Raw genomic sequence first — 24,337 nt, forward strand, 5'->3', positions numbered from 1 at the left:
GCGACGATCCCCGGGGTCGGAACAGGGCGTTCCCTGATGAATCTCGGGGATCGTCCAACCTAGATTTCTCCGGCATGTCGATCTTTTCACGAGCGGCGATCGCCGCCGGCCTGGCGGCCTCGATCGTGGCCGGTACGGCCGGAGCGGCCGCGGCGATGTCCGGTGGCGCCGCGGTCACCGACCCAACGACGGCGCCCTGGGTCGCGACCCTGGCCATGACCGGCGACGCGCCGCTGCTCCAGCGCGCCGGCTGCGGTGGAGCCCTCATCGCCCCCGACCGGGTCCTGACCGCGGCGCACTGTGTGGACGGCATCGACCCGAGCCGCACCGAGGTCCACGTCGGTGCCCGGGTGCTGTCGTCGGAACCGGGCCGCACCCGGGGGATCCGCGGCATCTCGGCACTTCCCGGGTACCGCATCCTGCCGTCACCGGTCGACCCGGCCCGGACGGACTTCTCCAGCGCCCGCCGCGACCTCGCCGTGGTCCTGCTGGACGCCCCGGTGACCGAGGTCGTGCCGCTGCGCATCGCCGTGCGCCGCCCGGCGGCCGGGACCGCCGTCGCGTTCTTCGCCCACGGCACGACCGGGATCGCCGGCCCGGACAGTTACCGCAACGACGTCCTGCACCGCGGCGACCTGACCGTCCTCGACGACGCCGCCTGCCGTGACGCCACACCCGCGACCGTGGACGGCGCCTCGGTCAGGTGTGCCGCCGACCCCGCGACGCCCCCGGTGACCGGCTGCTACCAGGACAGCGGCAGCCCGCTGGTGCAGACCGTCAACGGTGTCCCCCGGCTGACCGGCGTGTTCAGCTTCGGCGGCGAGACCGCCGGGAAGGAGTGCGGGCAGCCGTCACCGCTCTACTTCGCCGACCCCGTCGCGTTCCGGGCGTGGGCGCACCTGCCGGTCCTGCCGGCACAGCCCTACCCGTCGGCCGTCCCGCGGGTGAGCCTGACCGGTGACACCGCCCGGTGCACCGCGCCGGCCTGGGACCTGTCACGGGGTCTGCCGCCGTCCCGGATCACTTTCCAATGGGCGACCGTCACGGTGTACGGCCCGTTCGTCATTCCCACGCCGATCGAGGGCGCCACCTCGCGAACCCTGCGCCTCGGCCCCGGTCAGGCGGTCACGTCACTGGCCTGTCTGGTGACCGCGACGAACGCCGGCGGGGTCACGACTACGATGTCCGACACCCGGTGAGCCGGTCGTTCACCCTCCCGGCTGAGGACATCGCGTCGGCGCGGGCTGCCAGCTGGTCCTCACCGTGGTTGTCCGCCCCGATAACCACGGTGAGCGCCAGCCGGGCCGCGACGCGCTCAACTCGGCAGATCAAGGCGTCGACGCGTGAGAGGAACCGGCGTGACGCCTGCGGCAGTGAACGCGATGGGCTCGGGTCGCCGGCCTGTCGTACCCGTGCAAGGCTTTTGGCATGGCGACGTTCGTTCTGATCCACGGCGGCGGGGGCAGCGCCTGGGACTGGCATCTGGTGGTCCCTGAGCTGACCGCTCTCGGCCACGACGTGGTGGTGCCGGAACTGCCGATCGACGACCCCTCAGCGGGATTCGCCGAGTTCTGCGAGTCGGTCGTCGATGCGGTCGGTGACCGGCGTGAGCTCGTGGTCGTCGGGCACTCCTACGGCGCGTTCACCGCACCGCTGATCGCCGGCAAGCTCCCGGTACGGATGATCGTCCTGCTCACGCCGATGATCCCGCGGTCCGGCGAGAAGCCCGCGGACTGGTGGGGCAACACCGGCTACCACGGCGTCCCGGGGCTCGACGAGGAACAGCAGTTCTACAACGGCGTGCCGGCCGAGGTCGTCGCCGCCGCCGCGGAGCACAGCCGGGATCAGGTCAGCGCCGAAGGGGACCAGCCGTGGCCGCTGGACTGCTGGCCGGACGTGCCGACGAGGGTGCTCATCGCCCGCCAGGATCAGTTCTTCCTGCCCGGCTTCCAGCGCCGGGTGGCCGCCGACCGGCTCGGCGTCACTCCGGATGAGATCGACGGTGGCCATTGCGTGTCACTCAGTCACCCGCGGCAACTCGCCGATCGGCTGACCGCGTACCTGGTGCCATGAAGCCGGCCGCCCGACCTGCGACCACAGGTCGGGCGGTGTCGTCGAGACGCGAGGCTGGCTCAGTGGCACGGGTGGTCCGCCTCTAGAGTCGGCGCGTGCAATCCACGTCCACGGCTGACGCCGGCCTCGTTGCGGCTGTCCACGACGCGTTCGCCCGGTGCGGCGGGCCTCCGCCCCGGTTCGGAATGGGTGACCCGATCCGGTGGATCGACGCGCTGCTCGACGGCGGGCACGAGGAGCGGGCCTTCGTGGAGCTCCTCGACCTCCTGCACCGGGAACAGCTGGTAGAGGGATTCGACGGGCCGGCAACGAGGATCAAGGCCCGCGAGCGACGTCGTGCACTCGCCATCGCCATGCTCGCCAGCGCGCACGTCACCGAGCGGTACGGAAGTCCTTCGTCGCACCCGTATCTTGGCGTGGCGACAACAGTCGTGCGCCTGGCTGACGGCGATCAGCATCTCGAGGACGCCGCGCTGCGCAAGGTGCTGGAGCACTCGCCGGAGGCATGGCGGGAAACCCCGTACCGGGTCGGCGTGGTCGTCGCGGCCCTCGCGGAGGCGCACCGCGGCGAGCCGGCGTACCTCGACCACCTGGCCGGCCTGCTCGCCGGCGACGATCGGCGGCATCTCGCCTTCGCGGCGCCGCTGCTCGGCCCGCTCGGTCTCGACGAGACGCTGCGGCTGTGCGGCACGGTCGCCGACGAAGCCGGCGAGGCCCTGACCGCCGCGTACGCCGACGCCGGCCGCTTCGACGACGCCCTGGCCCTCGCCGTCACACTCGGCGCAGGCGCTCGGCAACCCGCGCTCCTACGACTGGCCGGGCCGGACCTGTCGGCCGCCCAGGGCAAGGCACTCGTCGCCGCCTACCGTAAGTGCCCCAAGGTGAGCCGGCAGCGTATCGACCAGCTGATCTATCGCGGCCGTCGGATCTGTCTGCTGCTCGCCCTCGACCGGGTCGACGAGGCGATGGCGGAGCTGGTCCAGCAGCCGGACTGCCACGGTACCGAGTACGGTCCCGCACAGCTGACCGTCAAGATCCTGCGCCGATTCGCGGACCGGCCGGCAGAAGCCACCCCGGCACGGCTGCGAACGCTGCTCGACGTGCTCGCCGGGGACCACGTCATCGCGCAGGAGTTGGACGACGTCGTCATCGACGCGGTGCGGCTGGTCCACCGCCTCGGCGACGCAGCGATACGCACGGAGTTGGCCACGACTGACGTACCACGGATGCGAGCCCGTCTGCGGCACTGGCAAGCGGCCGCCGACGTCGCGCTCGCCTGGGCGCGGGTGGATGCCGGCGACCATACGGCTGCCGATTCGCTGTTCGCCGCGCCGGCCGGCAGGTCCAACCGGGCGGTGCTGAGGTCCCTGCTCACGATGGCTCCCCGGACTCGCCTCGCGAGCCGCAACCCTGACCTGTTCTCCGATCTGCTCGCCGCGGCGTTCCGCACCGGGACGAGGATCCCGTACGAGGAATTCGGTGCGGACGAGATGCGGCTGGTGCCCGGCACGCTCGCCGCCGCGCCGCATCCGTTTCCCAGGTGGATGGGCTCGTGGGTTTCGGCGTACGCCGCCGGCACCGGTGACCGGACGTTGCTCGCCTTCGCGGTGGCGATCGCTCCGGACGCGCAGGCCGTGTGGTGGGTCGGGCGAGACGTCGCGGTGTTCCTGGCGCGCGCAGGCGAATTGGCCGGTGCCACCGAGATCGCGGAACTGTGCGAGCTCATCGTTACCAAGAGATAGCGCTCGATCGGAGCCGGCTCTACAGCGGGAAGGCGGTGCCGGTCAGCTCCTCGGAGAGGGTCCAGAGGCGACGGGCCAGTCCGGGATCACGGGCTGCCCGGGAGCGACCGGTGATCGTCGGGACGCCGCGGGCCTGCAGGAAGCCGCCGGGCGAGATGTAGGTGTCGCCGGGGAGGTCGGCGGTGGCCGCGTGAAGGGTCGTCCGCGCACCGCCCTCGTCGCTCTGGGACAGCGGGCGCAGCAGCGCGTTCATGATGCGGGTGGGCAGGTTGCCGCCGTGACCGAGCAGGTTGGTGGCGGCCAGGCCGGGGTTGGCGACGGTGGCGACGACGCCGGAGCCGGCCGCGGTGAGGCGGCGCTGCAGCTCGGCGGTGAACAGCATGTTGGCGAGCTTGGACTGCGCGTATCCGGGAAACGGCCGGTACGGACGCCGCTCCCAGTTGGGGTCGTCCAGGTCCAGCTTCCCGGCCTGGTGACCGCCGGCCGCGACCGTGACGACCCGCCCCCTGATCCGGGGAAGCAGCAGGTTCGTGAGGGCGAAATGCCCCAGGTGATTGATGCCGAACTGGAGTTCGAAGCCGTCCGCCGTACGACCCAGGGGCGGCATCATGACGCCCGCGTTGTTGATCAGCAGGTCGACGGGGTCGGTGAACGACTCGGTGAAGTCCCGCACCGAGGCCAGGTCGGCGAGGTCGAGCCGGCGCACCTCGGTCCGGCCGTTCATGGACGAGGCGGCCGCCCGGCCGCGGTCCAGGTCCCGGACGGCGAGCACGACGCGGACGCCCTGCCCGGCGAGGGAGCGCGCGGTGGCACGGCCGATGCCGCTGTTGGATCCGGTGACCACGGCGGTCCGACCGGCGAGAGGTTCTGTCATGCGTCGAGGCTCACCTGGCCGGGGGCCGGCAGCCAGTGCCCGCCGCAACGGTAGGAACGGCGTTACCAGGCAACTCCGCGACGCCGCGGCCATCATGGGGGGCATGTCCTCCGCGGAGAATGATCTGGGCGGTCTGCTGCGTGCCTGGCGTGACAGATGTGCTCCCGCCGACGTCGGCCTGACGGCGCACGGGCGGCGACGGGCCCGCGGGCTGCGCCGCGAGGAGTTGGCCGGCCTGGCCGGGGTGAGCGTCGACTACCTGGTGCGCCTGGAGCAGGGCCGGTCGCGGCGTCCCGGCCCGCCGATCGTGGCCGCGCTGGCCAGGGCCCTGCAACTGGACGAACAGGAGACCGCCGTTCTCCACCAGGCCGCCGGGCTTCCGGCGCCGTCGAGCCGTGCCGTGCCGGTGCACGTCCCGCCGGGCGTCCAGCGGCTCGTCACCCGGATGGCCGACTATCCGGTCGCCGTCTTCGCCGCGGACTGGACCCTGATCACCTGGAACGCGATGTGGAGCGCGCTGAGCGGTGACCCGGCCGGATGGCCGGCGGCCGGCCGCAACCTCATCCGGGCCACCTTCTGCCGGGCGCCGGGCGAGTCGGCCGCGCACGGCCCGGACGAGGATATCGAGCGCGCCCTTGTCGCCGACCTGCGTCAGGCCGTGACCTCGTACCCGGCCGACGAGCACCTCCGCTCCCTGGTCGCCGACGTCGCCGAGGCCAGTCCCCGGTTCCGTGAACTGTGGAACTCGGGCGTGGCAGGCCGGCACGCCAGCTCCCGGAAGGTCGTCCGGCACCGGCTGGTCGGTGAGCTCGTCCTGGACTGCGACGTCCTGACCGTGCCCGGCTCCGACCTGAGGATCATCGTCTACACCGCGGCGGCGGGCAGCCCGGACGCCGAGAGGCTCGAGTTCCTCCGGGTCAGCGCCGTGCACACGGTCACCACCGGCGTCAGCCGGCCGCACCGCGACGGATCGACTCCGCCCGCCGTACGCGATCAGGGGTGAACGGCAGGGCCGTGCCCGCGCCCACCCGGCGGCCCGGGATCTCGGCGTCGGCGTCCAGGCGTTTCGCGAGCGCCCGCAACCGGCGGTCGGCCGGCGGCACCGCGATCTCGAAACGGCCCTCCCGGGGTTCCCGCGCCGAGTCGCCGCCCCAGCGGAGCAACCCGTCGCATTGCGCGACGATGTCCCGCACCACGATCAGCTGGTACGGCAGCAGGCCGTCCCGGGCGCCGGCCGGGTACCACCCCGGACGGATGTCCAGGACGATGCCCGACGCGCCGGTGAGCAGATCCCCCGGGTGCAGCGCGTCGATCTCGTAGTGGAACCGGCGTGCCGCGTAGAGCAGGACCGTCGCCGCCGGCCCGGGAAGCAGCGCCACCGAGATGTCGGTGCCCTGCACTGCGAAGGTCCGCAGGGCTGGACTGGTGGCTGCCGGGGCAGCCTGAGCGGGGTCGGCCTGAGCCGGGGCCGGCAGGCCGGGCACGGCCAGCACCGCCCCCGCTCCCGCCGAGGCCAGCAGGGTACGTCGCCGCATCAGAATCCCTTCCGTCGCCGTAGTGACGTCTGCTCCGTCTCGGCCAGCGCGGCCAGCCGGTCGGCAAAACCGCGGCAGAACTGGCGCACCTGCTCGTCCACCGTCACCGGCCCGGCGACGAGGCCACGGAGCAGCAGGGACCGGGCCGAGGCCAGCACGGTGTCGCCGGTGTCGGTGAGCATGGTCTGCGCCGCGGTCGCCGCGGCGGTCACGTCGCCGCCGAACCGCCCGCGGTGGAACAGGTTGAACCGGATGCCACGATCGGCCGCCCGCAGGTGACCGCCCAGGGTGCCGCCCGCGCGCAACGCCTCGGCGGCGAGATGGGCGTCCACGTCGGCGACCAGACCGGCGAGGTCCAGGGCCGACCCGATGTCACCGCGGGCCAGCCGTGCCGCGCAGTAGTCGCGGGCCGGGGTGCCCGGCTCGGTGAACCGCCAGCCGCCGTAGAAGGCGATCAGGTCGCCGCCCCACCCGGCGACATCCCCGCGCACCGGGTCGCGCAGCCCGGCCAGCGCGGCCGCGCCGAAACGACTCACGTCGACGTCCACCCCGGCGACCGGATCCCGATAGGTGCGCACGCGAGGCAACCCGGTGCCGTCCACGTAGGCGACGAAAGCCGCGTCCGTGTCACCGCCGACCTTCCGGCTCCGCCAGTTGTCGTAACGGCCCGCGCGCAGGTACTCCAGGACCCGCTCGCCCGGATCGCCCTGGCCGTGGGCGACCGCGAGTTCGTGCAGCCGGTCGATCCAGTCGAGGTAGCCGTCGAGGGCCGTGGCGGGGGAACCGAAGGCCGACTCGCCCGGGTCGGCGCCCGTACGCCGGACGCATTTGTCGATCTCCAAGCCGCCGCCACCGGTGCCGATCCGGATGGTGGAGATCTGGTCGAAGGCCCAGTTGCCCGGCAACGGGTACGTCACGTTGCCGGTCCAGCCCGAGGTGATGCCGCTGACGAAGCTCCACCGCGGGAACGCCTCGGCGGCCAGCCGGCTGCAGACGTTGCGAGCGCCGTAGACGCCGTGCGCGTAACGACCGCCGCGCTGGCGCAGCCCGGCGTCGACGCCGAGGAAGTACGGGATGACCCGCTGCGTCACCTCGGTGTCCGTGGCGTCGTAGTCGACGGCGAAGTAGACGACAGCACCCGGGTCGAGATCGTGACCCAGTGCCGCGTCGTGAGCCGCGGAAGCGTCCGCGAAGCCCTGGGCCCAGGTGAAGTAGCTCGCCGAGTCCGCGTACGTCTGGAAGATCGGGAACAGGCTCAAGCCGTTGGCCGCCAGGACCGCCAGCTCCCCCGGCTTGATCTTCTTGTCGAAGTCGCTGCCCTCGACGTTGGTCAGATAACGGCCGATCGTGCGGTAACCGGCGGCCCGCAGCGTCTGCGCCCGGGCCGTGGTGATCTCGTCGACGGTGTCGGCCGCCGTGCCCGGGCGGGCCTGGTCACCGGTGCTGATCAGCAGCGACGCCCAGGTCGGGAAGTCGCCCTCGCCGTTCTCGGTGAGTTGGCAGAAAGCCTGGAAAGCGCGGGTGGCGGCGGCCAGCGGGGCGTCGAAGTCAGCGGTGAAGACGGACCCGGCCGGGTAGTGCGTGAGCGCTGCCGAGAACAGCCGCACCCAGGGCCCGGACGAGCCGGCCCGGATCAGCCCGGACGCCCGGACCGCGGCCTGGGTCAGGGGGCCGAAGTTGCCGTTCGCCTGCGCGTCGGTCAGGCCGCCCTCGTACTGCACGGCGAAGACGAGAGCCGTGAGGAACTGGCGCGAACGCAGACCGTCGCAGGCCAGCACGGAGAACGCCGACCGGTTCAGGTAGCGCCCGTTCAGCCACTGCTGGGCGGCACGCAGCGGCGCGGAGCCACCGGCCGCCAGGGTGTGACCGTCCCCGGAGAGCAGGGCCTTGCAGACCTTCGGGATGACGGTCCCGTCGATGCGCCCGGCGAGGCCCGCGTCGGTCATCAGAGCCGCCACCGCGCCGGCCGTCGCCGTCCCGAAGACACCGGTGAGAGGGATCGAGGCATAGCCTTTGCAGACCACACCACCCTGGACGATCCGCACCAGATTCTGGTTGGTCTCGCCGGGGCCGATCGGCCCGTGCGCCGTGAGCGCCGCCAGCGTGGCCGGGCCGAAGTTGTCGGCGAGCGCCGTTATCCCCACCTCGTGCTGCAACCCCCGGATCAGCGCGAACATGGTCTGCTGACCCGCGATGCCGTCCTCGGCGATCCGGGTGTAGCCCGGGACCGCGGCATAGGTCGCGTTGACCCATTGCTGCACTGCCAGCACACCGGCATCCATCAGCGTCTCGCCCCCATGACCGCGGATTTACGGAGATCACTGCACGGTCGGGCGAAACCATACCGGCTGACGCGAAATCGGTCACGCCCCCTCTCCACCGGCTCCCTCGGACATGCCGTCAGCCGAGTCTCCGGCCGCACCCCGGCGCGGGCCCGGCCAGCCGGGCGACGTCGGTCACCAGGGCCACGACCCGGCGGACGGCCGGCTGCGGGTTCACCAGCCGCAGTCACAGAAGCAGACCTGGTCGACGTCGACCACGATCACGGTCGTGTCCGGCCGGCCGACCCCGCGATGCACGGCTTGGCGTAGGTCGTCAGCGGTGGCCATGTCGAGTTCGCCATCGACGTACATACGAACGGCGCCGGTGTCCGCGCTGACGGTGATGGTCACCTTTTGCCGGAGCGGTGGACGTAGGCGTCGAGGCCGCCGAGTTCTTCGCTGGCGATGAACACCGATCGGACGTTGAGGATGGCCTCCTCGACGTGGGTGGTGCAGCCCCAGGCCGAATCGCCCCACGAGTCGGCGATCTTGATCTCGGCGGGTTCTGTGCAGTCGGTGGTGCCGCCGAGCTGGCAGTGCTCAGGGTGCGGCGTGGTGGCCTGTACGGCAGCCGCGGCTCGCATCTGGGCGGCGAGCTCGGCCGCGGCGGCGGCGCGTTGCTCGGCATCGTCGCGCAACTGGCGTTCCGCGCGTACCGCCTTGATGGTGGCCAGGCGCAGCTCCAGGTGCTGCGCGACCTGGTCGGCGAGATGGCCGAGCACGGTCGTCTGCGTCTCGGTCAACTCCCGGGGCATGGCGTCGATCGCGGTGACGGTGCCGAGGTGGTGCCCGTCGGCGGTGACGATCGGGGCGGCGGCGTAGAACCGCAGTCCCAGCTCGCCACGGACCAGAGGATGGTCGAGGGTGCGCGGGTCCGTGACCGCGTCGTTGACCACGTAGGAGCCTTCGGCGCAGAACGCCGACGCGCAGAGTCCCGGTTCGGTGCCGACCTGCGCGACGCCATCCAGGCCCTTGGCCGCGGCGAACCAGACCCGGTCGGCGTCGACGATGCTGACCGTGGCGATCGGCGTGCCGCACACCGCTGCGGCGGCCACCGCGATGGTGTCGAACTGGCCGTCGGCAGGGGCGTCCAGGATCTCGTAACGGCGCACCGCAGCCAGCCGGGCGGGGTCGGTGAGGGCGGTTCTGTCAGCGGTGATCGACACGGTGTAGTGCTCGCTTCTCATGGGGTGTTCAGGCCGGGGTTTCGTGCGCGGCCTTTGAGTATGCCCTTGCCCTTGGCGATAGCCATGCCTTCGCGGGTGCGCAGGCGCAGCAGGTCGACCTCGAACTCGGCGAAGGTGGCCAGGATGGTGAAGAATCCGGTTGACGTTGCCGTCGACCGGTCCTGAGCTGAACGAAAGGCTCAGCCCGGCGGTGACGCGGCGAGGCCGGGGCGAACCGGCTGATTCCGGGCAGCGGCCAAGGATCTCGCGGAGCTGTTCGGTGCCGCGGGAGGTGGCTCTAATAGCGATCCCGGCGTACCACATGCGCCTCGATCAGGTCGTGGAACGCCCGCACGGCCGGGCTCGGCGCGGGGCCGCCGAGGCTGACAGCGGCCAGGGTCCACGACGCGGCGGGCGGGTCCAGGTCGACCGTGGCGACGCGACGGCCGTCCTCGGCGGCCAGCGGCGGCACCAGGGCCAGGCCGATACCGGACTCGACGTAGCCCGGAATGGTGGTGATGTCGCTGACCTCGACGGCGATGGTGCGGGTGATGCCGGCCCGGCGGAAGTCGTGGTCGGTGCGGATGCGGTTGCAGAAACCGGGTGGAAGGTCGATGAACGGTTCGCCGGCCAATGCGGCCCGGCTCACCGTGGCCCGCTCGGCCAGCGGATGACCGGCCGGGACGAGCACGCGCGGCTGGAACTCGGCAATCACGTCCACGTGCAGGTCGGGCACGCTCACGGCCTGCAGGGCGACCAGCGCGACATCGAGTTCGCGGGCGCGCAGGTCGGCAAGGAGCCCGTCGCTGCCACCGGCAGCCATGCTCAGGCTCAGCCGCACGCCGGGGTGGCGGCTGCGGAAGTCGCTCGCCAACCCGGGCAGGTCGACGACAGTGAGGCTGGAGAGCGTGCCGACACGCAGCCTGCCGGTCAGCCCCTCGCGCAGACCGACGACCGCGGCGCGGGCCCGGTCGAGGGCGTCGAGTGCCCGGCGGGCCTCGGGCAGCAGCGCCTCGCCGGCCTCGGTGAGCGCGACCTTGCTGGTGCTGCGCTCGAACAGGGGCGCGCCGAGGTGCCGCTCGAGCGCCCGGATGCTCGCTGAGACCGTCGACTGGACGGCATGGGCGCGCTGGGCGGCGCGAGTGAAGTTGAGTTCCTCGGCGACGGCCACGAAGTACTGCAGTTGACGCTGTTCCACCCGCCGATGCTAATCGGTCAGGGCGATAAAGGGCATCGAGACTATTCGTTGGTAGCGAACGTCGCACCACGGCAGTCTTGGCGCGACATCCGATCCCGAACGAGGAGCTCGTCACCATGAAGGTCTTTCTGACCGGCGCCACCGGCCACATCGGCTCGGCGGTCCTGCCCGCCCTGATCTCCGCCGGCCACTCCGTCACGGCGCTGGTGCGATCGGAGGAGAAGGCGGCCGCCGTGCGCGCTGCCGGCGGCGAGGCCGTCGTCGGCGACATTCAAAACCTCGATCTCGTACGCCGTCTGGCCGCCGGCACCGAGGCAGTGATCGCCACCGCATCGCCGGGTGACGCGACCAGCAGCTCGGTCGAGACCGCGTTCGCCGAAGCCGTCCTCGACGGCTTGCGGCCGGGCGCCACCTTCCTGCGCACCGGCGGTGTCTGGGTGCACGGCTCCGCCCCGGACATCACCGAGACGACCCCGCGGAACGCGCCGGCTCTGGTGGCGTGGCGCGAGAAGCTGGACCTGCACGTCCTGGCCGCACCGGGGATCCGGTCGGTCCTCATCGAGCCGGGCACCGTCTACGGCAACGGCATCGGCATCCCCACCGTGGTGTTCGCGGGCGAGCAGGCCGGCGATCCGGCCGCGCTGCGCCTGGTCGGTCCCGGCACCCAGCACTGGACCAGCGTGCACGTCGACGACCTGGCGGAGCTGTACGTGGCAGCGCTCGAGCAGGCCGGGAGCGGCTCGGTGTTTCTCGGCGTGAGCGGCGACAACCCCACAGCCCGCGAGCTCGGCGAGGCCGCGTCGCGCCGCCTGGGCCTCGACGGCCGCGTGGTGCCCGAGGACGCCGCCGCGCTGGTCGAACGGCTCGGCGGTTTCGGCGAGGCCCTGCTGCTCGACCAGCAGGCCACCGGCGAGAAGGCGCGCCGTGAGCTCGGCTGGAAGCCGTCGCGCCGGTCGCTGCTCCAGGAGATCGCCGACGGCGCCTACGACCCGGCCTGACCGCGGCGGACCGCACCGCTCCCTAGGTGGCGTACGGCCCGAGCACCGGCATGTCGTCCACCCGGGACCCGGGCTGCCACGGCCAGCGCTGGTACCGGTCCGGCCACACGATCTGGATCGCCTCCATCGCGGGCTCGGCGCCGGCGTAGAACTGCGCGGCAACGGGCAGGTGGCGATCCGGCTCGGTCACCGCGACGAATCGGACGCGGTGCCCCTCGATGACATCGTCGGCGTACCGGCCCGCCACGCAGGTACGCCGGCCGGCGACGACCTCCCCGGCAACGGTGTGCAGGACCGGCTGCGCGATGTCCGGAGGCAGACCGAACATCACCAGCTCAGGATGCCCGTGACCGGTCAGGCCGACCGTGTACCAGCACGTCTCGAGAGGGGTCGGTTGTGGCACGAACGCGAGGTACACGCCGGAACGCTCGATGGCCTCGCCGATCCGGCGCAGTTCGGTGTCCCGGTGTCCGGCTGTCATCCGGCTCGCCCTCCGTCGTCGCCGGCCCCGGCATCGCTGCCGCACCGGGGCGTTGCTCGCCCGATACCCGCGACGCGTCCGCCCACACCCGGGCGCCCGCTTCCACGGCGGGTTCTCCGCGTGCCCCTGGCTGACCTCAGCCAGGGGCACGACGTCCCTACGGAAGGAGGGCGAGGTCCTCGGCGGTCAGCTCCAGCGAGTCGGCGGCGGCCGAGTCGGTGATGGTCTCCGGACGGCTCGAGCCGGGGATCGGGATCGACACCGGCGACTTGGCCAGGTGCCAGGCCAGGCAGACGCGCTGCGGGCTCACCCCGTACTTCTGTGCGACCTGGGCGAACGCGCCGCCCAGGGAACCGGCCGCGCTGATGCCGCCGAGCGGCGACCAGGGCAGGAACGCGATGCCCAGCTCGGTACAGAGCTCCAGCTCCGGTTCGGAGGACCGGAACTCCGGCGAGAACTGGTTCTGCACCGAGACGAGCCGTCCGCCCAGGATCTCCTGCGCCTCGCGGATCTGCTGCGGGTTCGCGTTGGAGATGCCGGCCATCCGGATCTTCCCGGCGTCGAGCAGGTCCCGGATCGCGCCGATCGAGTCGGCGTACGGCGTCTTCGGGTCCGGCCGGTGGAACTGGTAGAGACCGATGGCGTCGACGCCCAGCCGCTTCAGGGACTCCTCGCAGGCCCGCTTGAGGTAGTCGGGTGATCCGTCGAGGGTCCAGCTCCCGTCGCCCGGCCGCAGGTGACCGCCCTTGGTGGCGACCAGCACGCCGGACGTGTCCCCGCCGTAACCGGCCAGCGCCCGCGCGATCAGCGTCTCGTTGTGACCGACCTCGTCCGCCCCGATGTGGTACGCGTCCGCGGTGTCGATCAGGGTGATCCCGGCGTCCAGGGCGGCGTGAACGGTCCGGATCGACCGGGCCTCGTCCGGTCGACCCTCGATGGACATCGGCATGCCGCCGAGCCCGATCGCACTGACCCGCACGTCACCGATGGAACGACTCTGCATGATGGTTTCCTCCCGGAGATGTGGCGCTTTCCTCCTCTGGTATGCCCGATCCAGCGCCGTCGAACATCCCGCGGCCCGCTCGTGAGCAGTGACACGCCCGGGCCCGCCGCTCAGTCGCCCGGGACCGGGCGAGCCCGGTCGAGGGCAGCCAGGAAGCGGAAGAAGTGCGGGTCGAAACGGCCCGGATCAGCCGCCGCCAGCTCGTCGCGGGTCCACCAGCGGACCGCGTGGAACTCGCCCGTGTCCGGACGCAGGTTCTCGTCGCCGGTGCACGCCAGGACGTACCAGAGGCTGACGTCCGTGTGGCCGTGGTCCTGCCCGACCGTACGCGTGACGGTCAGGAAGATCGGCGACCGTGACAGGCCCGCATCGCCCAGACCGAGCTCTTCCTCGATCTCCCGCCGCGCGGTGTGCGCGGGGTCCTCGTCGATCTCGACGTGACCGCCTGGCGGCAGCCACAATCCGGCGTTGACATGGTCGACGAGCAGGATCCGCCCGTCCGCGGCGACCGGCACCACGTACGACACCAGGTGCTGGGATGGGGACGCGGGCTTGACCCGGCGGAACACGTCGTCCGTGCCGGCCAGCCAGGCCAGCGCCGACGCGCGATGGGCGGCGCCGAGCTCGTCGGCCGGGGAGAGGCGGGACACCAGGTCATGGACGACCGCAACGGACTCACGCATCCGGGAATGCTGTCACGAGCCCCGCGGACTCCGCGGGAAGCCACGGGGTGACCACGATGAGCGACCTGCCGGTTCGCGAGGTCAGGCCGTGAGGACGGGGCGGACCTCGACCCAGCCGTCGATGACCGGGATCATCCGGCCGATCCACACCGCGTGGTCCAGGTCCGACGCCTCCACCAGGAAGTAGCCGGCCAGGGTCTGATCGTTCCCGGCCAGCGACCCGCTGACCGGCACGTTGTCGCGGACGGACACCCCGTGGGAGGCCGGCCCCATCGCGTTGCCGGCGACGATTCGGGCTCCGGTCTCGGCGATCTGTCCCGGCAGGCGCAGGTGGGCTTCGAGAACCGTGGGCGGGGCGGCCGAGGCACTGGCCGGCGCCTCGCGCTCGTAGATCAGGATCATGAACTGCGGCAGAGGTGACTGTTGCTCCGTCGGATCCACTGCAACCCCCGTTGATTCGCCCCGACGGCCGACGGTAGCAGTGACCTCGGTAACCGGTGTCATCCGTTGACGCGAGGCTGGCCGTCTGGCATCTTCTAGGTTGTCTAGACGACCTGGAGGACCGATGATGGCGAAGACGCCACCGCTGTACATGCGCATCGAGCGGGAGTTGCGGGCGCGCCTGAGCCAGGCTCGTCCGGGCGATGCCGTGCCGGCCGAGTCGGCGCTGGCCGAGGAGTTCGGCGTGGCCCGGATGACGGTGCGGGCGGCGCTCAACGCCCTGGAGTCCGACGGTCTCGTCGAGCGGATCCAGGGGCGGGGCACGTTCGTGCGGCACCGCCCGGAACCGCGGGCCGCGGGAACGTTGATGAGCTTTCAGGACCAGGTGCGCGCCTGGGGCCGTGTCCCCTCCTCACGCCTGGTGGAGGGTGAGGTGCGAGCGGCCTCACCCGCGGAGGCGGCGGCTTTGCAACTGACCGCGGCGGCGCCCCGGGTGGTCTCCATCGTGCGGGTGCGGTTCGCCGACGACGTGCCCCTGGCGGTGGAGTATGCCTGCTTCCCGTCCCATCTGGAGGCCCTGCTCGATCTCGACCTGGAGGCCGGGTCACTGCATCGCGCCCTGCACGACAGGGGGTTACGTCCCACCCTGGGCTCCTCCCTGCTGACCGCCCAGCGTGCCGGCCGTGACGGCGAGCTGCTGCGCGTTCCGGCCGACGAGCCTCTGCTGGTGGAGACCCGGCTGATCGTCGACCAGCACTCGGCGCCCCTGGAGCACACCGTGAGCCGCTACGTCGGCGACCGCTACGACCTGCACGTCACCTTCGACGTGCAGCCGCCCCGAACGGGAGAGATCCGATGAACATCGCCAAGATGATCGACCACTCGCTGCTGCGCCCCGAGCTGACGACCGGCGACGTCCGGCACGGCTGCGAGATCGCCGCCCGCCGCCAGGTCGCGTCGGTCTGCGTCCGGCCCTCCGACGTCGCCCTGGCCACCGCCGCTCTCACGGGGACCGGCGTGCTCGTCGGAACGGTGGTCGGCTTCCCGCACGGTGACACGCTGACCTCGGTCAAGGCCGGCGAGGCGCGTCAGCTCGTCGAGGCGGGCGCCGACGAGATCGACATGGTGCTGCACATCGGACGGCTGCGCAGCGGCGACACCGCGTACGTTCACGACGACATCGCGGCCGTGGTCGCCGCCGCGGCGGGCCGTGTCGTCAAGGTGATCCTGGAGAACGCCTACCTGAGCGACGAGCAGAAGGTGGCCGGCTGCCGGCTCGCCGAGGAGGCCGGGGCGCACTTCGTCAAGACCAGCACGGGTTTCGCTCCCGGCGGCGCGACCCTGGCCGACATCCGTCTGATGCGGGCCGCGGTCTCGCCGCACGTCGAGGTGAAGGCGGCCGGCGGCGTCCGCAGCCTCGACACCCTGCTCGCTCTGCACGACGCCGGAGCCACCCGCTTCGGCGCGACGGCGACCGAGGCCATCCTCGACGATTTCGCGGCCCGGGCACGCGGCGAGAGCCCGGCCGCCGCGACGGCCACCGACGGCGGCGGTTACTGATCTTCGCCGATGGGGCGCAGCTCGTCGGCGTAGCTGACGGAGTTGCGGCGCAGGACGCCGTCGGCGCTGATCGAGTACTGCCCCATCCGCCAGAGCGGCGGCGAGTAGGCGTGCAGCGACACCGACCCGTCCACGGCGCCGCTCATCCGGTGGATGCGGTCGGGCCCGAAGGCGAACGTCCGCCCGGCCTCGACGACACGGGAGGCCGGGTCGCCGCCGATCCGCGGGGTCGCCTCGGTGACGGCGCCGCGGGTGACCGCGACCGCGCCCGACGACACGTCGTGGTCGTGCCAGCCGGTGTCGTCCCGCACGTTCCAGCACAGCACCCAGACGTCGATGTCCCCGTCGCGATAGAGCGACGCGTAGTGCCGCCCGCCCGTGTCGTGGCGGACCAGGTGCTGCCACAGGTGCGGGCGGGCGGCCAGCTCGGCCACCCAGAGCTGCAGTTCCTTGGGGGTGAGGACACGGCCGGGCAGCGCGGGCAGGGCCAGGGTGTCCGTCGTCATCGGGCGTCTCCTGTCAGCAGGTGGCGGGGGTTGGCGGTGAACATGGCATGGGTGAACGCCGCGCCGAGACCAGGATCGATCGATTCCGCGTACGGCCGGTCGGAGCCGTGCACGATCGGGTCGACGCCGACCACCCGGACCAGCGCGTCGATCGCCCGCGTGCCGTAGGACGAGGTCTCGTAGTAGACGTGCGGGTCGAGCGGCCCGAGCTCTCCCCCGCGCGCGGCGAGCCGCTCGTGGTGCAGCGGCGCGAGCCCGGCGAGCGCCACGAACGCGATCCGCAGCCGTGGGTGCGCACGCCGGCCGGCGATGTGCCAGGCCAGCCACGCCCGGTGCTGCTGCGCGACATACGGCACCATCGCGGGCCACCAGCCGGGCAGATCCGGCGCGCAGGCCGGCGCGGGCCCGGGATGCACCAGCACCGGCTTGCCCGCGAGTTCCGCCTCGGCCAGCAGCGGCCCCATCCGGGTGATGTCGTCCGGCTCGGACAGCGCCGTCGCGGGCAGTTGCAGGCCGGCGACCCGCTCCTCGCGCAGCACCTTGGCCAGGGCGGACGGGTCGGGGTCGGGAATGGCCGCGGCGGCCCAGATCCGGTAGGGGTCGGGCAGCTCGGCGGTGCTCTCGTGCCAGAGCGCCACGAGCTCGGCGCCGTCGTCGCCGGGCAGGTGCTCGATGCCCAGCGGGCTGGAGAGCGAGAGCAGCACCTGCGACCGGCCTTCGGCGATCTCGCGCTCGCGGCGCCGGGTGATGTCGTGCGCGGCGGGATCGACCGGGTAGGGCGCCTCGCCGGGCAGATGCAGCGTCCAATCCCGCAGGTACGGGTACGAGTCACGCCGCCGCAACGCCTCGACGAAGCGCGCGGGCCACAGGTGCTGGTGACAGTCGAACAGCATCCGGCGCCTCCCGTCTCCCGATGAGTGAAGCGCTTCACTCCACCCCGCTAGTGAAGCGCTTCACTCGCCGCGGCGCAACGTGATCTCGATGACCGGTATCGCCGTCGGTGCTACCCTCGCCCGATGCGAGAAGGCCCGACGCGGCAAGGCCACACGCAACCGGGCCAGACGCAACCAGGCCAGACGCCCGGGCATACCCAACCGTCACGGACCCAACCGGGGCAGACCCGGCGTACGCTGCAGGATCTCGCCACCGCCGCCGGCCTCTCCCTGGCCGCCACCTCGTACGCGCTGCGCGGCGTCCGTGGCTCCTCCGCCACCATCGAGCGGGTCCGCACGCTCGCCGCGGAGCTGGGTTACACGGTCGACCCGATCGCACGGGCGCTGGCCAGCGGCCGCACCGGATCGGTGGGGGTCAGCGGCTCGTTGCGTGATCTGTGGCAGCAGGACCTGTCGGTGATGCTGACCCGGGCGCTGCGCAGCCAGGGGCGGTACGCGACGATCGCCGACGCCGACGCCGACCCGGAGCAGGAACGCCTGATCGTCGAGCAGTTCGCCGCCCAGCGGGTCGACGGCGCGCTGGTCTCCCCTGTCGACCCGGCCGCCGACTACTGGCGACTGCTCGGCCCGGAGGTCCCGGTCGTCTCCATCGGTGACGCCCTGATCGCCCGGCCCGGCTCGGGCAGTGTGCTCTTCGACAACGACTACGGCGTACGCACCGCGCTGGCCCACCTGACCGAATTGGGTCACCGGCGGATCGGCCTGCTCGCCCCGTCGTTGCCCACCACGCCGGGCCGCCCGGCCGAGGTGCTCGCCAGCGAGGTCGCCGCCGGCCTGGGCATCGAGCTGATCGTGGTCGCCGCCCCGGCCGCCACGACCGAGGCCGTCACCGTGGTCGCCGCGATGCTCGCCGGCGCCGGCCGTCCGACCGCCGTCTTCTGCCTGACCGATTCGCTGGCGTTCGCGGTCTATCGGGCCGCCCGCGAGGCGGGCCTGCGCATTCCCGCCGACCTGTCGGTGGTCGGCTACGACGATCATCAGCTGGCGGTGCTGGTCGAGCCGGGCCTGACCACGATGGCCTGGGACGAGGACGCGATCGTGGAGGCGGCGGTCGCTCAGCTCGACGAGCCCGCGGACGCGCCGATGTTCCGCCCGGAGCTCATCGTGCGCCGCTCGACCAGCCCGATCGCAGCAGCTCGATGAGGGTGTCGAGGTCGCGTCCGAACGGCCGGTCCGCGGTCCCCGCCGGCAGGGTGCCGGGCGGGAGCAACCCACCGGGGCCGCCGGACAACAGCCGGGCCTGGTGCACCGCCAGCATCTCGCAGGCCAGGACCTCCCGCAGGCCGTCGATCGCCTCCCCCAGGCACTCGGCCGCCTCGAACCCAAAGCTCTGCACGTCCTCCTGACCACCCGAGGTCTCCATCGCCCCGGTCAGCGCCGGCATCGCGAACCGCCGCAGCCGATGCGCCACCCCGACGGCCCGTTTGTGCACCGCCACCATCCCGGCGTGCAGACCGGGCGCGTCGGACAGCTGTTTCGGCAGCCCGGTCACGGCCGGGTCCAGCAGCCGGTGCAGTCGCGCGGCGCCGACCTCGGCGAGGTGGACCAGTGCGGTGGTCAGCGCCCCGCAGGCCGCGGCGAGGTCGGTCCCGGCGAATCCCGCGGTGCCGTAGAACCGCCCGTCCAGCTGCGCCGGCGAGTCGGTCACCCCGATCAACGCCCGCTCGGCGGCCGCGTCCAGAGCCCCGGTCGCCCGGACGACCACGGCCAGCGCGGGCCCGGTCACCCGGAACGACACCGGCGCCTGCAACGCCCTGACCGGTCCGTCCCCGCGGGCGGCGAGAAGGGCGGCATTGACGGTACGGAGTTCGTCGTCGCCCGCCGCGAGCTCGGCCCGCAGCGGGTCAGCGCTGGCGCCGATCACCGCGTGGGCCGCGCCCGCCACCGTCACGACCTGGTCGGCCAGTGCCCGGACCGCCTGCGTGGCCAGCACCGCGAGCCCGGTCAGCCCGGGCACGCCCTCCAGGAACGCGACGCCCTCCTTGGCCCCGAAGGACCGCGGCCGCACCCCGGTCACGTCCACGGCGCGCCCCGCGGCGTCGAGCACCTGACCGGTTCCGATCAAGACAGCCCCGAGGTGCGCGAGCGGGATGATCTCCCCTGCCGCGCCGGCGCCACGCGCCGGGATCGCCGGAACCACGCCGCCGTTCAGCAGGTCGGCCAGATGCCCGCAGAGCTCCGGGGAGACGCCCGCCGCCGGGTGCAGCAGCGTCCGCAGGCGCACGGCCAGGACCGCTCGGGCCTGGTCGGGCCGCAACCAGGGCGCCGAGCCGACGGCACGCCCGGCCATCAGGGTGTCCTGGTGCCGCGCGCGAGCCTCGGCGTCCAGGCGGATCCCGGCGAGCGCGCCCATGCCGGTGTTGACGCCGTAGACCGGCTGGTCCCCGTCGAGCGCCGCCAGCGTCGCCGCGCGGCTCGCCGCCACCTCGGCCAGCAGCGCCGGTTCCAGCACGACTCGCTTCGCCTCGCGGGCGACGAGAACGATCTCGGTACGGCTGAGGTCCGCCGCCGTCCGCACCCGCAGCTCGCCGGTCATCGGTGGCGGAGCATCCGGCCGGCGTCGGCGGGCTCGCGGTCCTCATGAATCATCGCATCCACCATATCTCCTGTGTGTTTTAGAGTATTCACCAACGGGGACACGGAGAAGGAGATCGATGGCGCGCGACGGGGCCGCGGAATGGCTGCTGGACCTGGCCCGGGCGCACCGGCTCTCCCCGGCGCAGCGGCAGATCGTGCAGCGCATGCTCGGCCTCTTCCCCGACGTGGCCTTCCTGTCGACCATCGAGATCGCCGAGCGCGCCGGGGTCAGCCAGCCGACGGTCACCCGGCTCGCCGCGGCGCTCGGCTTCGCCGGGTTCGGTGAGTTCCGCGCCGCGCTGCGCGACGCCGTCCTCGCCGGCCTCCCGGAGCAGCGGTCCCCCGCCCGGCAGGAGGCGGGGGTCGCCGCGATCGACCAGGAGCGCACGAACCTGGAGAGCCTTAAACGGGTCGTCACCGGCGACCCGATGAGCCGGGCCGTGCGGCTGCTCGCCGGCGCCGGGCCGCTCGGCGTGATCGGCCTGCGAGCGTCGGCTGCCCTCGCGCAGTACTTCGGCTACTTCGCCCGTCGGGTGCTGCCCGCTGTCAGCGTCTGCACCGACGCCGGCACGGTCGACGACGCGGTGCTGCAACTGAGCCGGCGGGGCGCCGGCGCGCTGCTGTTCTTCGCCATGCCGCGGTACCCGGCCGGCACGGTTGCCGCGATCCGGCTGGCCCGCGGCCTCGGCATGGCCACCGTGGTGATCGCCGACAGCCCGCTCGTCCCGTTCGCCGGGGACGCCGACGTGCTGCTGGCCGCCCCGGTCGGCACCGGCCTGGTCTTCGACTCCCACGCGGCGGCGGTCACCCTGGCGATCAGCCTGCTCGACGCCGTCGCCAAGACCGACCCGCACCGCACGCAACAACGGCTTCAGGCCCACGAGGCGCTGGTCGACCGCTGGGTGCACGACCCCTGAGCCGCGGGTGGCCGGCACCCGGGCAGGCAGGGTGACCTCCGCCGCCTGCGTCCCGGCTGCTGGCTCCCAGTTGCTACCGTCGGCCATCCATCGACGGGTTACGACGCGTGTTGGAGGTCCGTTCTGATGCTGGGTGGATCGTGACGCTCTGGGATCCGGCCGCCATCCTGACCGTCGCCGGCGCCGCGCTGGTGACCGGGGGCATGGTGCAGGCCCTGGTGCTGTGGGGGGTGACCCGCATCGTGGACCGGGTCGAGAAGGATCTCGGGACCGCCACGGATCCGTTCTATCCGGCGGTCCTGCTCGCCTTCCAGAAACGCCGGCTTCCCGGCCGGCTCCTGGCCGCGGCGCAGGCACATCACCGTCGGCAGAGCAACCGGCCAGGCGCCGCGGTCCCCTCCGACCTGGTGAAGCGCGAGGTCATCGCCTGGATCAAGAAACGCATTCCCGGCTGGAGTCGCTGGGCGGGCCTCGGGTTCTGGAGACTCGCGGCGACGAGCGCGCTCTGCCTCTCCTTGGCCGGCCACGTCACCTTCGTGATCACGGTTCTCGCGAATATGTCCACCTGGGATCCCTCACCCGACTCCACCAATGGCTTCCTCGTTCTTGTCTTCTGCGCGGGATTCCAGGTGTTGATCGTTCCGCTGAGCTACCTCGCGCACAACACCGAGAAGCAGTGGGACGAGCGCCTGACCCGGCATTGCATCGGTATCGTCCACGCCGGGCTCGGCGACTCCTTCGACAGTTTCCTGACCGCCCAGCGCCTCAAGCTCCCGGCCGGTTTCCGCGTCGCCCCCGCAGAGGCCGACCGCAGCCGCGCCGCGCTCGACGACGTCACCGTCCCACCGGATTGAGCGGCCCCGGACGCTACCGGAAACTACGGAGCCGGCCGAGTTCCTGCGTGCAGCGGGTCAGTGCCACGTACAGCCCGTTCCAGCCGCGCGGCTCGGCGGCGATCCCGTCGGCGTCGATCAGCAGCGTCGCATCCCACTCCAGGCCCTTGGCCTGCGGCGCGGTCAGGACCGGAACCTCCGGCAGTACGGCCGTGAGCGCTGCCACCCGAGCCTCCGGAGCGACCACCCCGACCGTCCCGCCCGGCCAGCGTCCGCGCAGCTCGGCGACCGCCCGGACAGCGGCGTCGAGCACCTCGCCCGGCTCGACGACCCGCTCCCACGGGACGATCCCGGAGCTGCGGACCGCGCGCGGCGGACGGTTACGGCTGCCGGCTCTCGCCAGGACCGGGCCGGTGAGTTCCATGACCTCGCGCGGCGTGCGGTAACAAATGGTCAGCTCCGCGGCGGTCCACCGCTCACCCAGCGTCGACCGGACCGCCTCGGCCCACGTGGTGTGCCGGTGCGACGCCTCGGCCTGGTCGATGTCGCCGACCGCGGTGATCGACCGGGCCGGGCAGCGCCGCACCACCATGTGCCACTGCATCTCGGACAGTTCCTGCGCCTCGTCGACGACGACATGTCCGTACGTCCAATTCCTCTGCGCCTTTGCCCGATCGGCGACGAAATCGGCCTGCGATCGCGGCGATTCCGGTTCGCCGATCAACTCTGCGACGGCGTCGAGCAACGGAATGTCGGAGGGCGCCCACCCGGCGGGTTCCGCCGTGACGAGCGCGATCTCGGCCGCGGAAAGCTCCGGCGCGAATCGGCTCAGCAGAGCGCCGTCATGGAGAAACCGCGCCAGCGTCGCACCCGGATCCCCGACGGGCCACCACGCGTCCACGAACCGGGCGATGCTCGCATCCCCGGCGATCCGCTCCCGCAGCTCCTCGATCTCCTCCTCGGAGAGCAGCCCGTCGACATCGGAGGCGGACTCGTGGATTCCCGGGCCGGGCCGCACCCCCCTGTCGAAACGGGCGAGCAATTCCTCGAACCCCTCCTCCATCTCGTTCAGCAAAGCCTCGCGCTGCTCCGCGACCGCGTCCGCGAGCAATTGATGAAGCTGTTCGGCAAAGGCACGCCGGGCACGGTGACAATCCTTTCCCGGTACGGCGGAGGCCAGCGCCTGCCGCACGGTGGAAGCGTCGATGACGTAGAACTCGCCCTCCCAGCGCAACCGCAACTCCCGCGCCACCGGGAGCAGCGACGCCACGTACCCCTGCAGAGCCGGCTGCCAGAGCGCCCGCCCCTTGATCTCGGCGGCCGCGCGGCTCTCCGGCCGGGTCACGGCGACACCCGGCAGCAGCGTGTCGCAGGTCGCCGACACCACGGCGGTCTCGCCGAGCGCCGGCAGCACCTGCGCGATGTACTCCAGGAAGCGCGGCGACGGCCCGAGCACCAGAACCGCCTGGTCGGCCAGCTGCTGGTGGGTGAAGAGCAGGTAGGCGACCCGGTGCAGCGCGACCACGGTCTTGCCGGTGCCCGGGCCGCCCTGCACGATCAGCGGCCCGCTCGCCCCGGCACGGATGATCTCGTCCTGCTCGCGCTGCAGCGTCGCGATCGCCGTCGACATCCGCCCGGTGCGCCGCTCGCCGAGCGCTGCCAGCAGCGCCCCCTCGCCGGCCAGCTCACCGTCCACGGAACCGTCGAGCGGCTCGTCGTCGACACCGGTCACGACGGTGCCGCTGGTCCTGACGTGGCGGCGCCGGGCCTGCCCCTGCGGCTCCCGCGCCGTGGCGGTGTAGAACGGCCGCGCCGCCGGCGCCCGCCAGTCGATCACCAGCGGATCCGCGTCCTCCGCCTCGGCCCGCACCCCGGCGCGCCCGAGGTGCAGCACCGCCCCGTCGAGCCCGTCGAGCCGCCCGAAGATCAGCCCGTCGCCGGCCCGCCGCAACTCCTCGAACTGCCGCAACAGCCCACGCTGCCGCGCCTTCTCCAGCGCGTCGGTCGCCGCCACCTCCAGCTCGGCCCGCAGCTGCGCGAGCAGTTCCGCGCGCCGCGCCACTGCCGCATTCAAGAATTGCTGTTCCTCGGCAAGAGCCCGCATCAGTGTCCCCTCTCGTCGAGCGGCAACACTAATGGCGAATCAGCCGACACGCGCGTGACAAGCCCAACATTGCATTCCCGGCCGCAATGCCGTCTCCCTATTCCAGATTCATTCTTGACGGCCCGCCGTAAATGTGGCCTCGCGCATTCATACCGGCGCTGTTTGCGCCGAACCAGCACCCGGCGCAGCCGGCACCCGCGGCGCAGCCGGCACCCGCGGCGCAGCCGGCACCCGCGGCGCAGTCGGCACCCACATCGCGCTTCCCTCTCCGCGCTCGCTCGGCCTGAAGCCTCCATCGGTAGCGCTGCGGCGTGATCCGAGAACGTCGCGGCCCGGCTGGTGCTCGTCGTGGTGATGCCCTCATGTGCCGCG

The 24,337-nt window shown here is 72.4% G+C and carries 24 protein-coding genes and 1 pseudogene; 10 read left to right on the forward strand and 15 right to left on the reverse strand.

Annotated elements, in window-relative coordinates; translation table 11 throughout:
* Nucleotides 1-74: 74 nt before the first annotated feature.
* From Acy02nite_RS28265 to Acy02nite_RS28275, 3 genes are all read left to right on the forward strand, one after another.
* The gene (locus tag Acy02nite_RS28265) at nucleotides 75-1,199 is read left to right on the forward strand and encodes a S1 family peptidase (RefSeq protein WP_203746020.1); all 1,125 of its coding nucleotides are present in this window, start codon (nucleotides 75-77) and stop codon (nucleotides 1,197-1,199) included.
* Between the two features lie 229 nt (nucleotides 1,200-1,428).
* Nucleotides 1,429-2,073, forward strand: coding sequence for an alpha/beta fold hydrolase (locus tag Acy02nite_RS28270; protein WP_203746022.1), 645 nt, complete (start codon nucleotides 1,429-1,431; stop codon nucleotides 2,071-2,073).
* A gap of 95 nt (nucleotides 2,074-2,168) precedes the next feature.
* Nucleotides 2,169-3,815, forward strand: coding sequence for a hypothetical protein (locus Acy02nite_RS28275; protein WP_203746024.1), 1,647 nt, complete (start codon nucleotides 2,169-2,171; stop codon nucleotides 3,813-3,815).
* Nucleotides 3,816-3,834: 19 nt separating this feature from the next.
* Here the strand turns inward: Acy02nite_RS28275 and Acy02nite_RS28280 are convergent, their stop codons facing one another.
* Complete coding sequence (locus Acy02nite_RS28280) at nucleotides 3,835-4,689, reverse strand: oxidoreductase (RefSeq protein WP_203746026.1); 855 nt, start codon at nucleotides 4,687-4,689, stop codon at nucleotides 3,835-3,837.
* A gap of 103 nt (nucleotides 4,690-4,792) precedes the next feature.
* Here Acy02nite_RS28280 and Acy02nite_RS28285 point away from each other — a divergent pair, with 103 nt between their 5' ends.
* Complete coding sequence (locus Acy02nite_RS28285) at nucleotides 4,793-5,692, forward strand: helix-turn-helix transcriptional regulator (protein ID WP_203746028.1); 900 nt, start codon at nucleotides 4,793-4,795, stop codon at nucleotides 5,690-5,692.
* Here Acy02nite_RS28285 and Acy02nite_RS28290 read toward each other — a convergent pair.
* From Acy02nite_RS28290 to Acy02nite_RS28315, 6 genes and pseudogenes are all read right to left on the reverse strand, one after another.
* Nucleotides 5,637-6,224: a hypothetical protein gene (locus Acy02nite_RS28290; RefSeq protein ID WP_239175282.1), complete on the reverse strand. Its 588-nt coding sequence runs from the start codon at nucleotides 6,222-6,224 to the stop codon at nucleotides 5,637-5,639. The genes Acy02nite_RS28285 and Acy02nite_RS28290 overlap by 56 nt on opposite strands.
* Nucleotides 6,224-8,506, reverse strand: coding sequence for a glycoside hydrolase domain-containing protein (locus Acy02nite_RS28295; protein WP_203746030.1), 2,283 nt, complete (start codon nucleotides 8,504-8,506; stop codon nucleotides 6,224-6,226). The genes Acy02nite_RS28290 and Acy02nite_RS28295 overlap by 1 nt, the downstream gene beginning before the upstream one ends.
* A 213-nt stretch (nucleotides 8,507-8,719) precedes the next feature.
* On the reverse strand, nucleotides 8,720-8,896 hold the full coding sequence (locus Acy02nite_RS28300; RefSeq protein ID WP_203746032.1) for an STAS domain-containing protein: 177 nt from the start codon (nucleotides 8,894-8,896) through the stop codon (nucleotides 8,720-8,722).
* Nucleotides 8,893-9,732, reverse strand: a complete 840-nt coding sequence (locus tag Acy02nite_RS28305; protein ID WP_203746034.1) for a GAF domain-containing protein — start codon at nucleotides 9,730-9,732, stop codon at nucleotides 8,893-8,895. Before Acy02nite_RS28305 ends, Acy02nite_RS28300 begins: the two co-directional genes overlap by 4 nt.
* A pseudogene (locus Acy02nite_RS47280) lies at nucleotides 9,729-9,884 on the reverse strand (recombinase family protein); the annotation flags it as partial. The pseudogene Acy02nite_RS47280 and the gene Acy02nite_RS28305, both read right to left, overlap by 4 nt.
* 125 nt (nucleotides 9,885-10,009) lie before the next feature.
* Nucleotides 10,010-10,909 (reverse strand): LysR family transcriptional regulator, encoded by a 900-nt coding sequence (locus Acy02nite_RS28315; protein WP_203746036.1) that lies wholly within the window; start codon nucleotides 10,907-10,909, stop codon nucleotides 10,010-10,012.
* A 116-nt stretch (nucleotides 10,910-11,025) separates the two neighbouring features.
* On the opposite strand from Acy02nite_RS28315, the gene Acy02nite_RS28320 reads away from it, so the two are divergent.
* Nucleotides 11,026-11,907, forward strand: coding sequence for an NAD(P)H-binding protein (locus tag Acy02nite_RS28320; RefSeq protein ID WP_203746038.1), 882 nt, complete (start codon nucleotides 11,026-11,028; stop codon nucleotides 11,905-11,907).
* Nucleotides 11,908-11,929: 22 nt separating this feature from the next.
* On the opposite strand, the gene Acy02nite_RS28325 is transcribed toward Acy02nite_RS28320, so the two are convergent.
* The 4 genes from Acy02nite_RS28325 to Acy02nite_RS28340 all read right to left on the reverse strand — a co-directional run bounded on the left by Acy02nite_RS28325 (nucleotide 11,930) and on the right by Acy02nite_RS28340 (nucleotide 14,515).
* Nucleotides 11,930-12,388 carry a DUF4262 domain-containing protein gene (locus Acy02nite_RS28325; protein WP_203746040.1) on the reverse strand — a complete coding sequence of 153 codons (459 nt, stop codon included), beginning with the start codon at nucleotides 12,386-12,388 and terminating at the stop codon, nucleotides 11,930-11,932.
* A gap of 157 nt (nucleotides 12,389-12,545) precedes the next feature.
* Complete coding sequence (locus Acy02nite_RS28330; RefSeq protein ID WP_203746042.1) at nucleotides 12,546-13,391, reverse strand: aldo/keto reductase; 846 nt, start codon at nucleotides 13,389-13,391, stop codon at nucleotides 12,546-12,548.
* A 110-nt stretch (nucleotides 13,392-13,501) separates the two neighbouring features.
* A complete protein-coding gene (locus tag Acy02nite_RS28335) occupies nucleotides 13,502-14,074 on the reverse strand; it encodes an NUDIX domain-containing protein (protein WP_203746044.1) in 573 nt (190 codons plus the stop codon).
* 81 nt (nucleotides 14,075-14,155) lie between these two features.
* Nucleotides 14,156-14,515 carry a YciI family protein gene (locus tag Acy02nite_RS28340; protein ID WP_203746046.1) on the reverse strand — a complete coding sequence of 120 codons (360 nt, stop codon included), beginning with the start codon at nucleotides 14,513-14,515 and terminating at the stop codon, nucleotides 14,156-14,158.
* A gap of 124 nt (nucleotides 14,516-14,639) precedes the next feature.
* On the opposite strand from Acy02nite_RS28340, the gene Acy02nite_RS28345 reads away from it, so the two are divergent.
* Both Acy02nite_RS28345 and deoC read left to right on the forward strand, forming a co-directional pair.
* On the forward strand, nucleotides 14,640-15,374 hold the full coding sequence (locus Acy02nite_RS28345) for a GntR family transcriptional regulator (protein WP_203746048.1): 735 nt from the start codon (nucleotides 14,640-14,642) through the stop codon (nucleotides 15,372-15,374).
* Complete coding sequence (gene deoC / locus Acy02nite_RS28350; protein ID WP_203746050.1) at nucleotides 15,371-16,075, forward strand: deoxyribose-phosphate aldolase; 705 nt, start codon at nucleotides 15,371-15,373, stop codon at nucleotides 16,073-16,075. Before Acy02nite_RS28345 ends, deoC begins: the two co-directional genes overlap by 4 nt.
* Here deoC and Acy02nite_RS28355 read toward each other — a convergent pair.
* Both Acy02nite_RS28355 and Acy02nite_RS28360 read right to left on the reverse strand, forming a co-directional pair.
* Complete coding sequence (locus Acy02nite_RS28355; protein ID WP_203746051.1) at nucleotides 16,069-16,581, reverse strand: cysteine dioxygenase; 513 nt, start codon at nucleotides 16,579-16,581, stop codon at nucleotides 16,069-16,071. The genes deoC and Acy02nite_RS28355 overlap by 7 nt on opposite strands.
* Nucleotides 16,578-17,474, reverse strand: a complete 897-nt coding sequence (locus tag Acy02nite_RS28360; RefSeq protein ID WP_203746053.1) for an amidohydrolase family protein — start codon at nucleotides 17,472-17,474, stop codon at nucleotides 16,578-16,580. The genes Acy02nite_RS28355 and Acy02nite_RS28360 overlap by 4 nt, the downstream gene beginning before the upstream one ends.
* Before the next feature lie 123 nt (nucleotides 17,475-17,597).
* On the opposite strand from Acy02nite_RS28360, the gene Acy02nite_RS28365 reads away from it, so the two are divergent.
* Nucleotides 17,598-18,677: a LacI family DNA-binding transcriptional regulator gene (locus Acy02nite_RS28365; RefSeq protein ID WP_203746061.1), complete on the forward strand. Its 1,080-nt coding sequence runs from the start codon at nucleotides 17,598-17,600 to the stop codon at nucleotides 18,675-18,677.
* Here Acy02nite_RS28365 and Acy02nite_RS28370 read toward each other — a convergent pair.
* Complete coding sequence (locus tag Acy02nite_RS28370) at nucleotides 18,634-20,070, reverse strand: aromatic amino acid lyase (RefSeq protein ID WP_203746069.1); 1,437 nt, start codon at nucleotides 20,068-20,070, stop codon at nucleotides 18,634-18,636. The two genes, Acy02nite_RS28365 and Acy02nite_RS28370, sit on opposite strands and share 44 nt — an antisense overlap.
* 118 nt (nucleotides 20,071-20,188) lie before the next feature.
* On the opposite strand from Acy02nite_RS28370, the gene Acy02nite_RS28375 reads away from it, so the two are divergent.
* Entirely contained in the window at nucleotides 20,189-21,028 is an 840-nt protein-coding gene (locus Acy02nite_RS28375) for a MurR/RpiR family transcriptional regulator (protein WP_203746071.1), read from the forward strand.
* Nucleotides 21,029-21,168: 140 nt separating this feature from the next.
* Nucleotides 21,169-21,882: a hypothetical protein gene (locus Acy02nite_RS28380; RefSeq protein ID WP_203746073.1), complete on the forward strand. Its 714-nt coding sequence runs from the start codon at nucleotides 21,169-21,171 to the stop codon at nucleotides 21,880-21,882.
* A 13-nt stretch (nucleotides 21,883-21,895) separates the two neighbouring features.
* On the opposite strand, the gene Acy02nite_RS28385 is transcribed toward Acy02nite_RS28380, so the two are convergent.
* Nucleotides 21,896-23,965: a HelD family protein gene (locus Acy02nite_RS28385; RefSeq protein ID WP_203746075.1), complete on the reverse strand. Its 2,070-nt coding sequence runs from the start codon at nucleotides 23,963-23,965 to the stop codon at nucleotides 21,896-21,898.
* Nucleotides 23,966-24,337: the final 372 nt, after the last annotated feature.

The sequence above is a fragment of the Actinoplanes cyaneus genome (assembly GCF_016862095.1).
Taxonomy (GTDB): Bacteria; Actinomycetota; Actinomycetes; order Mycobacteriales; family Micromonosporaceae; genus Actinoplanes; species Actinoplanes cyaneus.

Excerpts from the sequence above, each read along its gene's own strand:
- Acy02nite_RS28295 (WP_203746030.1), bottom strand. The coding sequence starts at position 8,506 with ATGGATGCCGGTGTGCTGGCAGTGCAGCAATGGGTCAACGCGACCTAT.
- Acy02nite_RS28335 (WP_203746044.1), bottom strand. The coding sequence starts at position 14,074 with ATGCGTGAGTCCGTTGCGGTCGTCCATGACCTGGTGTCCCGCCTCTCC.
- Acy02nite_RS28370 (WP_203746069.1), bottom strand. The coding sequence starts at position 20,070 with ATGACCGGCGAGCTGCGGGTGCGGACGGCGGCGGACCTCAGCCGTACC.
- Acy02nite_RS28320 (WP_203746038.1), top strand. The coding sequence starts at position 11,026 with ATGAAGGTCTTTCTGACCGGCGCCACCGGCCACATCGGCTCGGCGGTC.
- Acy02nite_RS28280 (WP_203746026.1), bottom strand. The coding sequence starts at position 4,689 with ATGACAGAACCTCTCGCCGGTCGGACCGCCGTGGTCACCGGATCCAAC.
- Acy02nite_RS28285 (WP_203746028.1), top strand. The coding sequence starts at position 4,793 with ATGTCCTCCGCGGAGAATGATCTGGGCGGTCTGCTGCGTGCCTGGCGT.
- Acy02nite_RS28265 (WP_203746020.1), top strand. The coding sequence starts at position 75 with ATGTCGATCTTTTCACGAGCGGCGATCGCCGCCGGCCTGGCGGCCTCG.
- Acy02nite_RS28330 (WP_203746042.1), bottom strand. The coding sequence starts at position 13,391 with ATGCAGAGTCGTTCCATCGGTGACGTGCGGGTCAGTGCGATCGGGCTC.
- Acy02nite_RS28305 (WP_203746034.1), bottom strand. The coding sequence starts at position 9,732 with ATGAGAAGCGAGCACTACACCGTGTCGATCACCGCTGACAGAACCGCC.
- Acy02nite_RS28360 (WP_203746053.1), bottom strand. The coding sequence starts at position 17,474 with ATGCTGTTCGACTGTCACCAGCACCTGTGGCCCGCGCGCTTCGTCGAG.
- deoC (WP_203746050.1), top strand. The coding sequence starts at position 15,371 with ATGAACATCGCCAAGATGATCGACCACTCGCTGCTGCGCCCCGAGCTG.
- Acy02nite_RS28345 (WP_203746048.1), top strand. The coding sequence starts at position 14,640 with ATGATGGCGAAGACGCCACCGCTGTACATGCGCATCGAGCGGGAGTTG.
- Acy02nite_RS28290 (WP_239175282.1), bottom strand. The coding sequence starts at position 6,224 with ATGCGGCGACGTACCCTGCTGGCCTCGGCGGGAGCGGGGGCGGTGCTG.
- Acy02nite_RS28375 (WP_203746071.1), top strand. The coding sequence starts at position 20,189 with ATGGCGCGCGACGGGGCCGCGGAATGGCTGCTGGACCTGGCCCGGGCG.
- Acy02nite_RS28385 (WP_203746075.1), bottom strand. The coding sequence starts at position 23,965 with ATGCGGGCTCTTGCCGAGGAACAGCAATTCTTGAATGCGGCAGTGGCG.
- Acy02nite_RS28365 (WP_203746061.1), top strand. The coding sequence starts at position 17,598 with ATGCGAGAAGGCCCGACGCGGCAAGGCCACACGCAACCGGGCCAGACG.
- Acy02nite_RS28270 (WP_203746022.1), top strand. The coding sequence starts at position 1,429 with ATGGCGACGTTCGTTCTGATCCACGGCGGCGGGGGCAGCGCCTGGGAC.
- Acy02nite_RS28355 (WP_203746051.1), bottom strand. The coding sequence starts at position 16,581 with ATGACGACGGACACCCTGGCCCTGCCCGCGCTGCCCGGCCGTGTCCTC.
- Acy02nite_RS28325 (WP_203746040.1), bottom strand. The coding sequence starts at position 12,388 with ATGACAGCCGGACACCGGGACACCGAACTGCGCCGGATCGGCGAGGCC.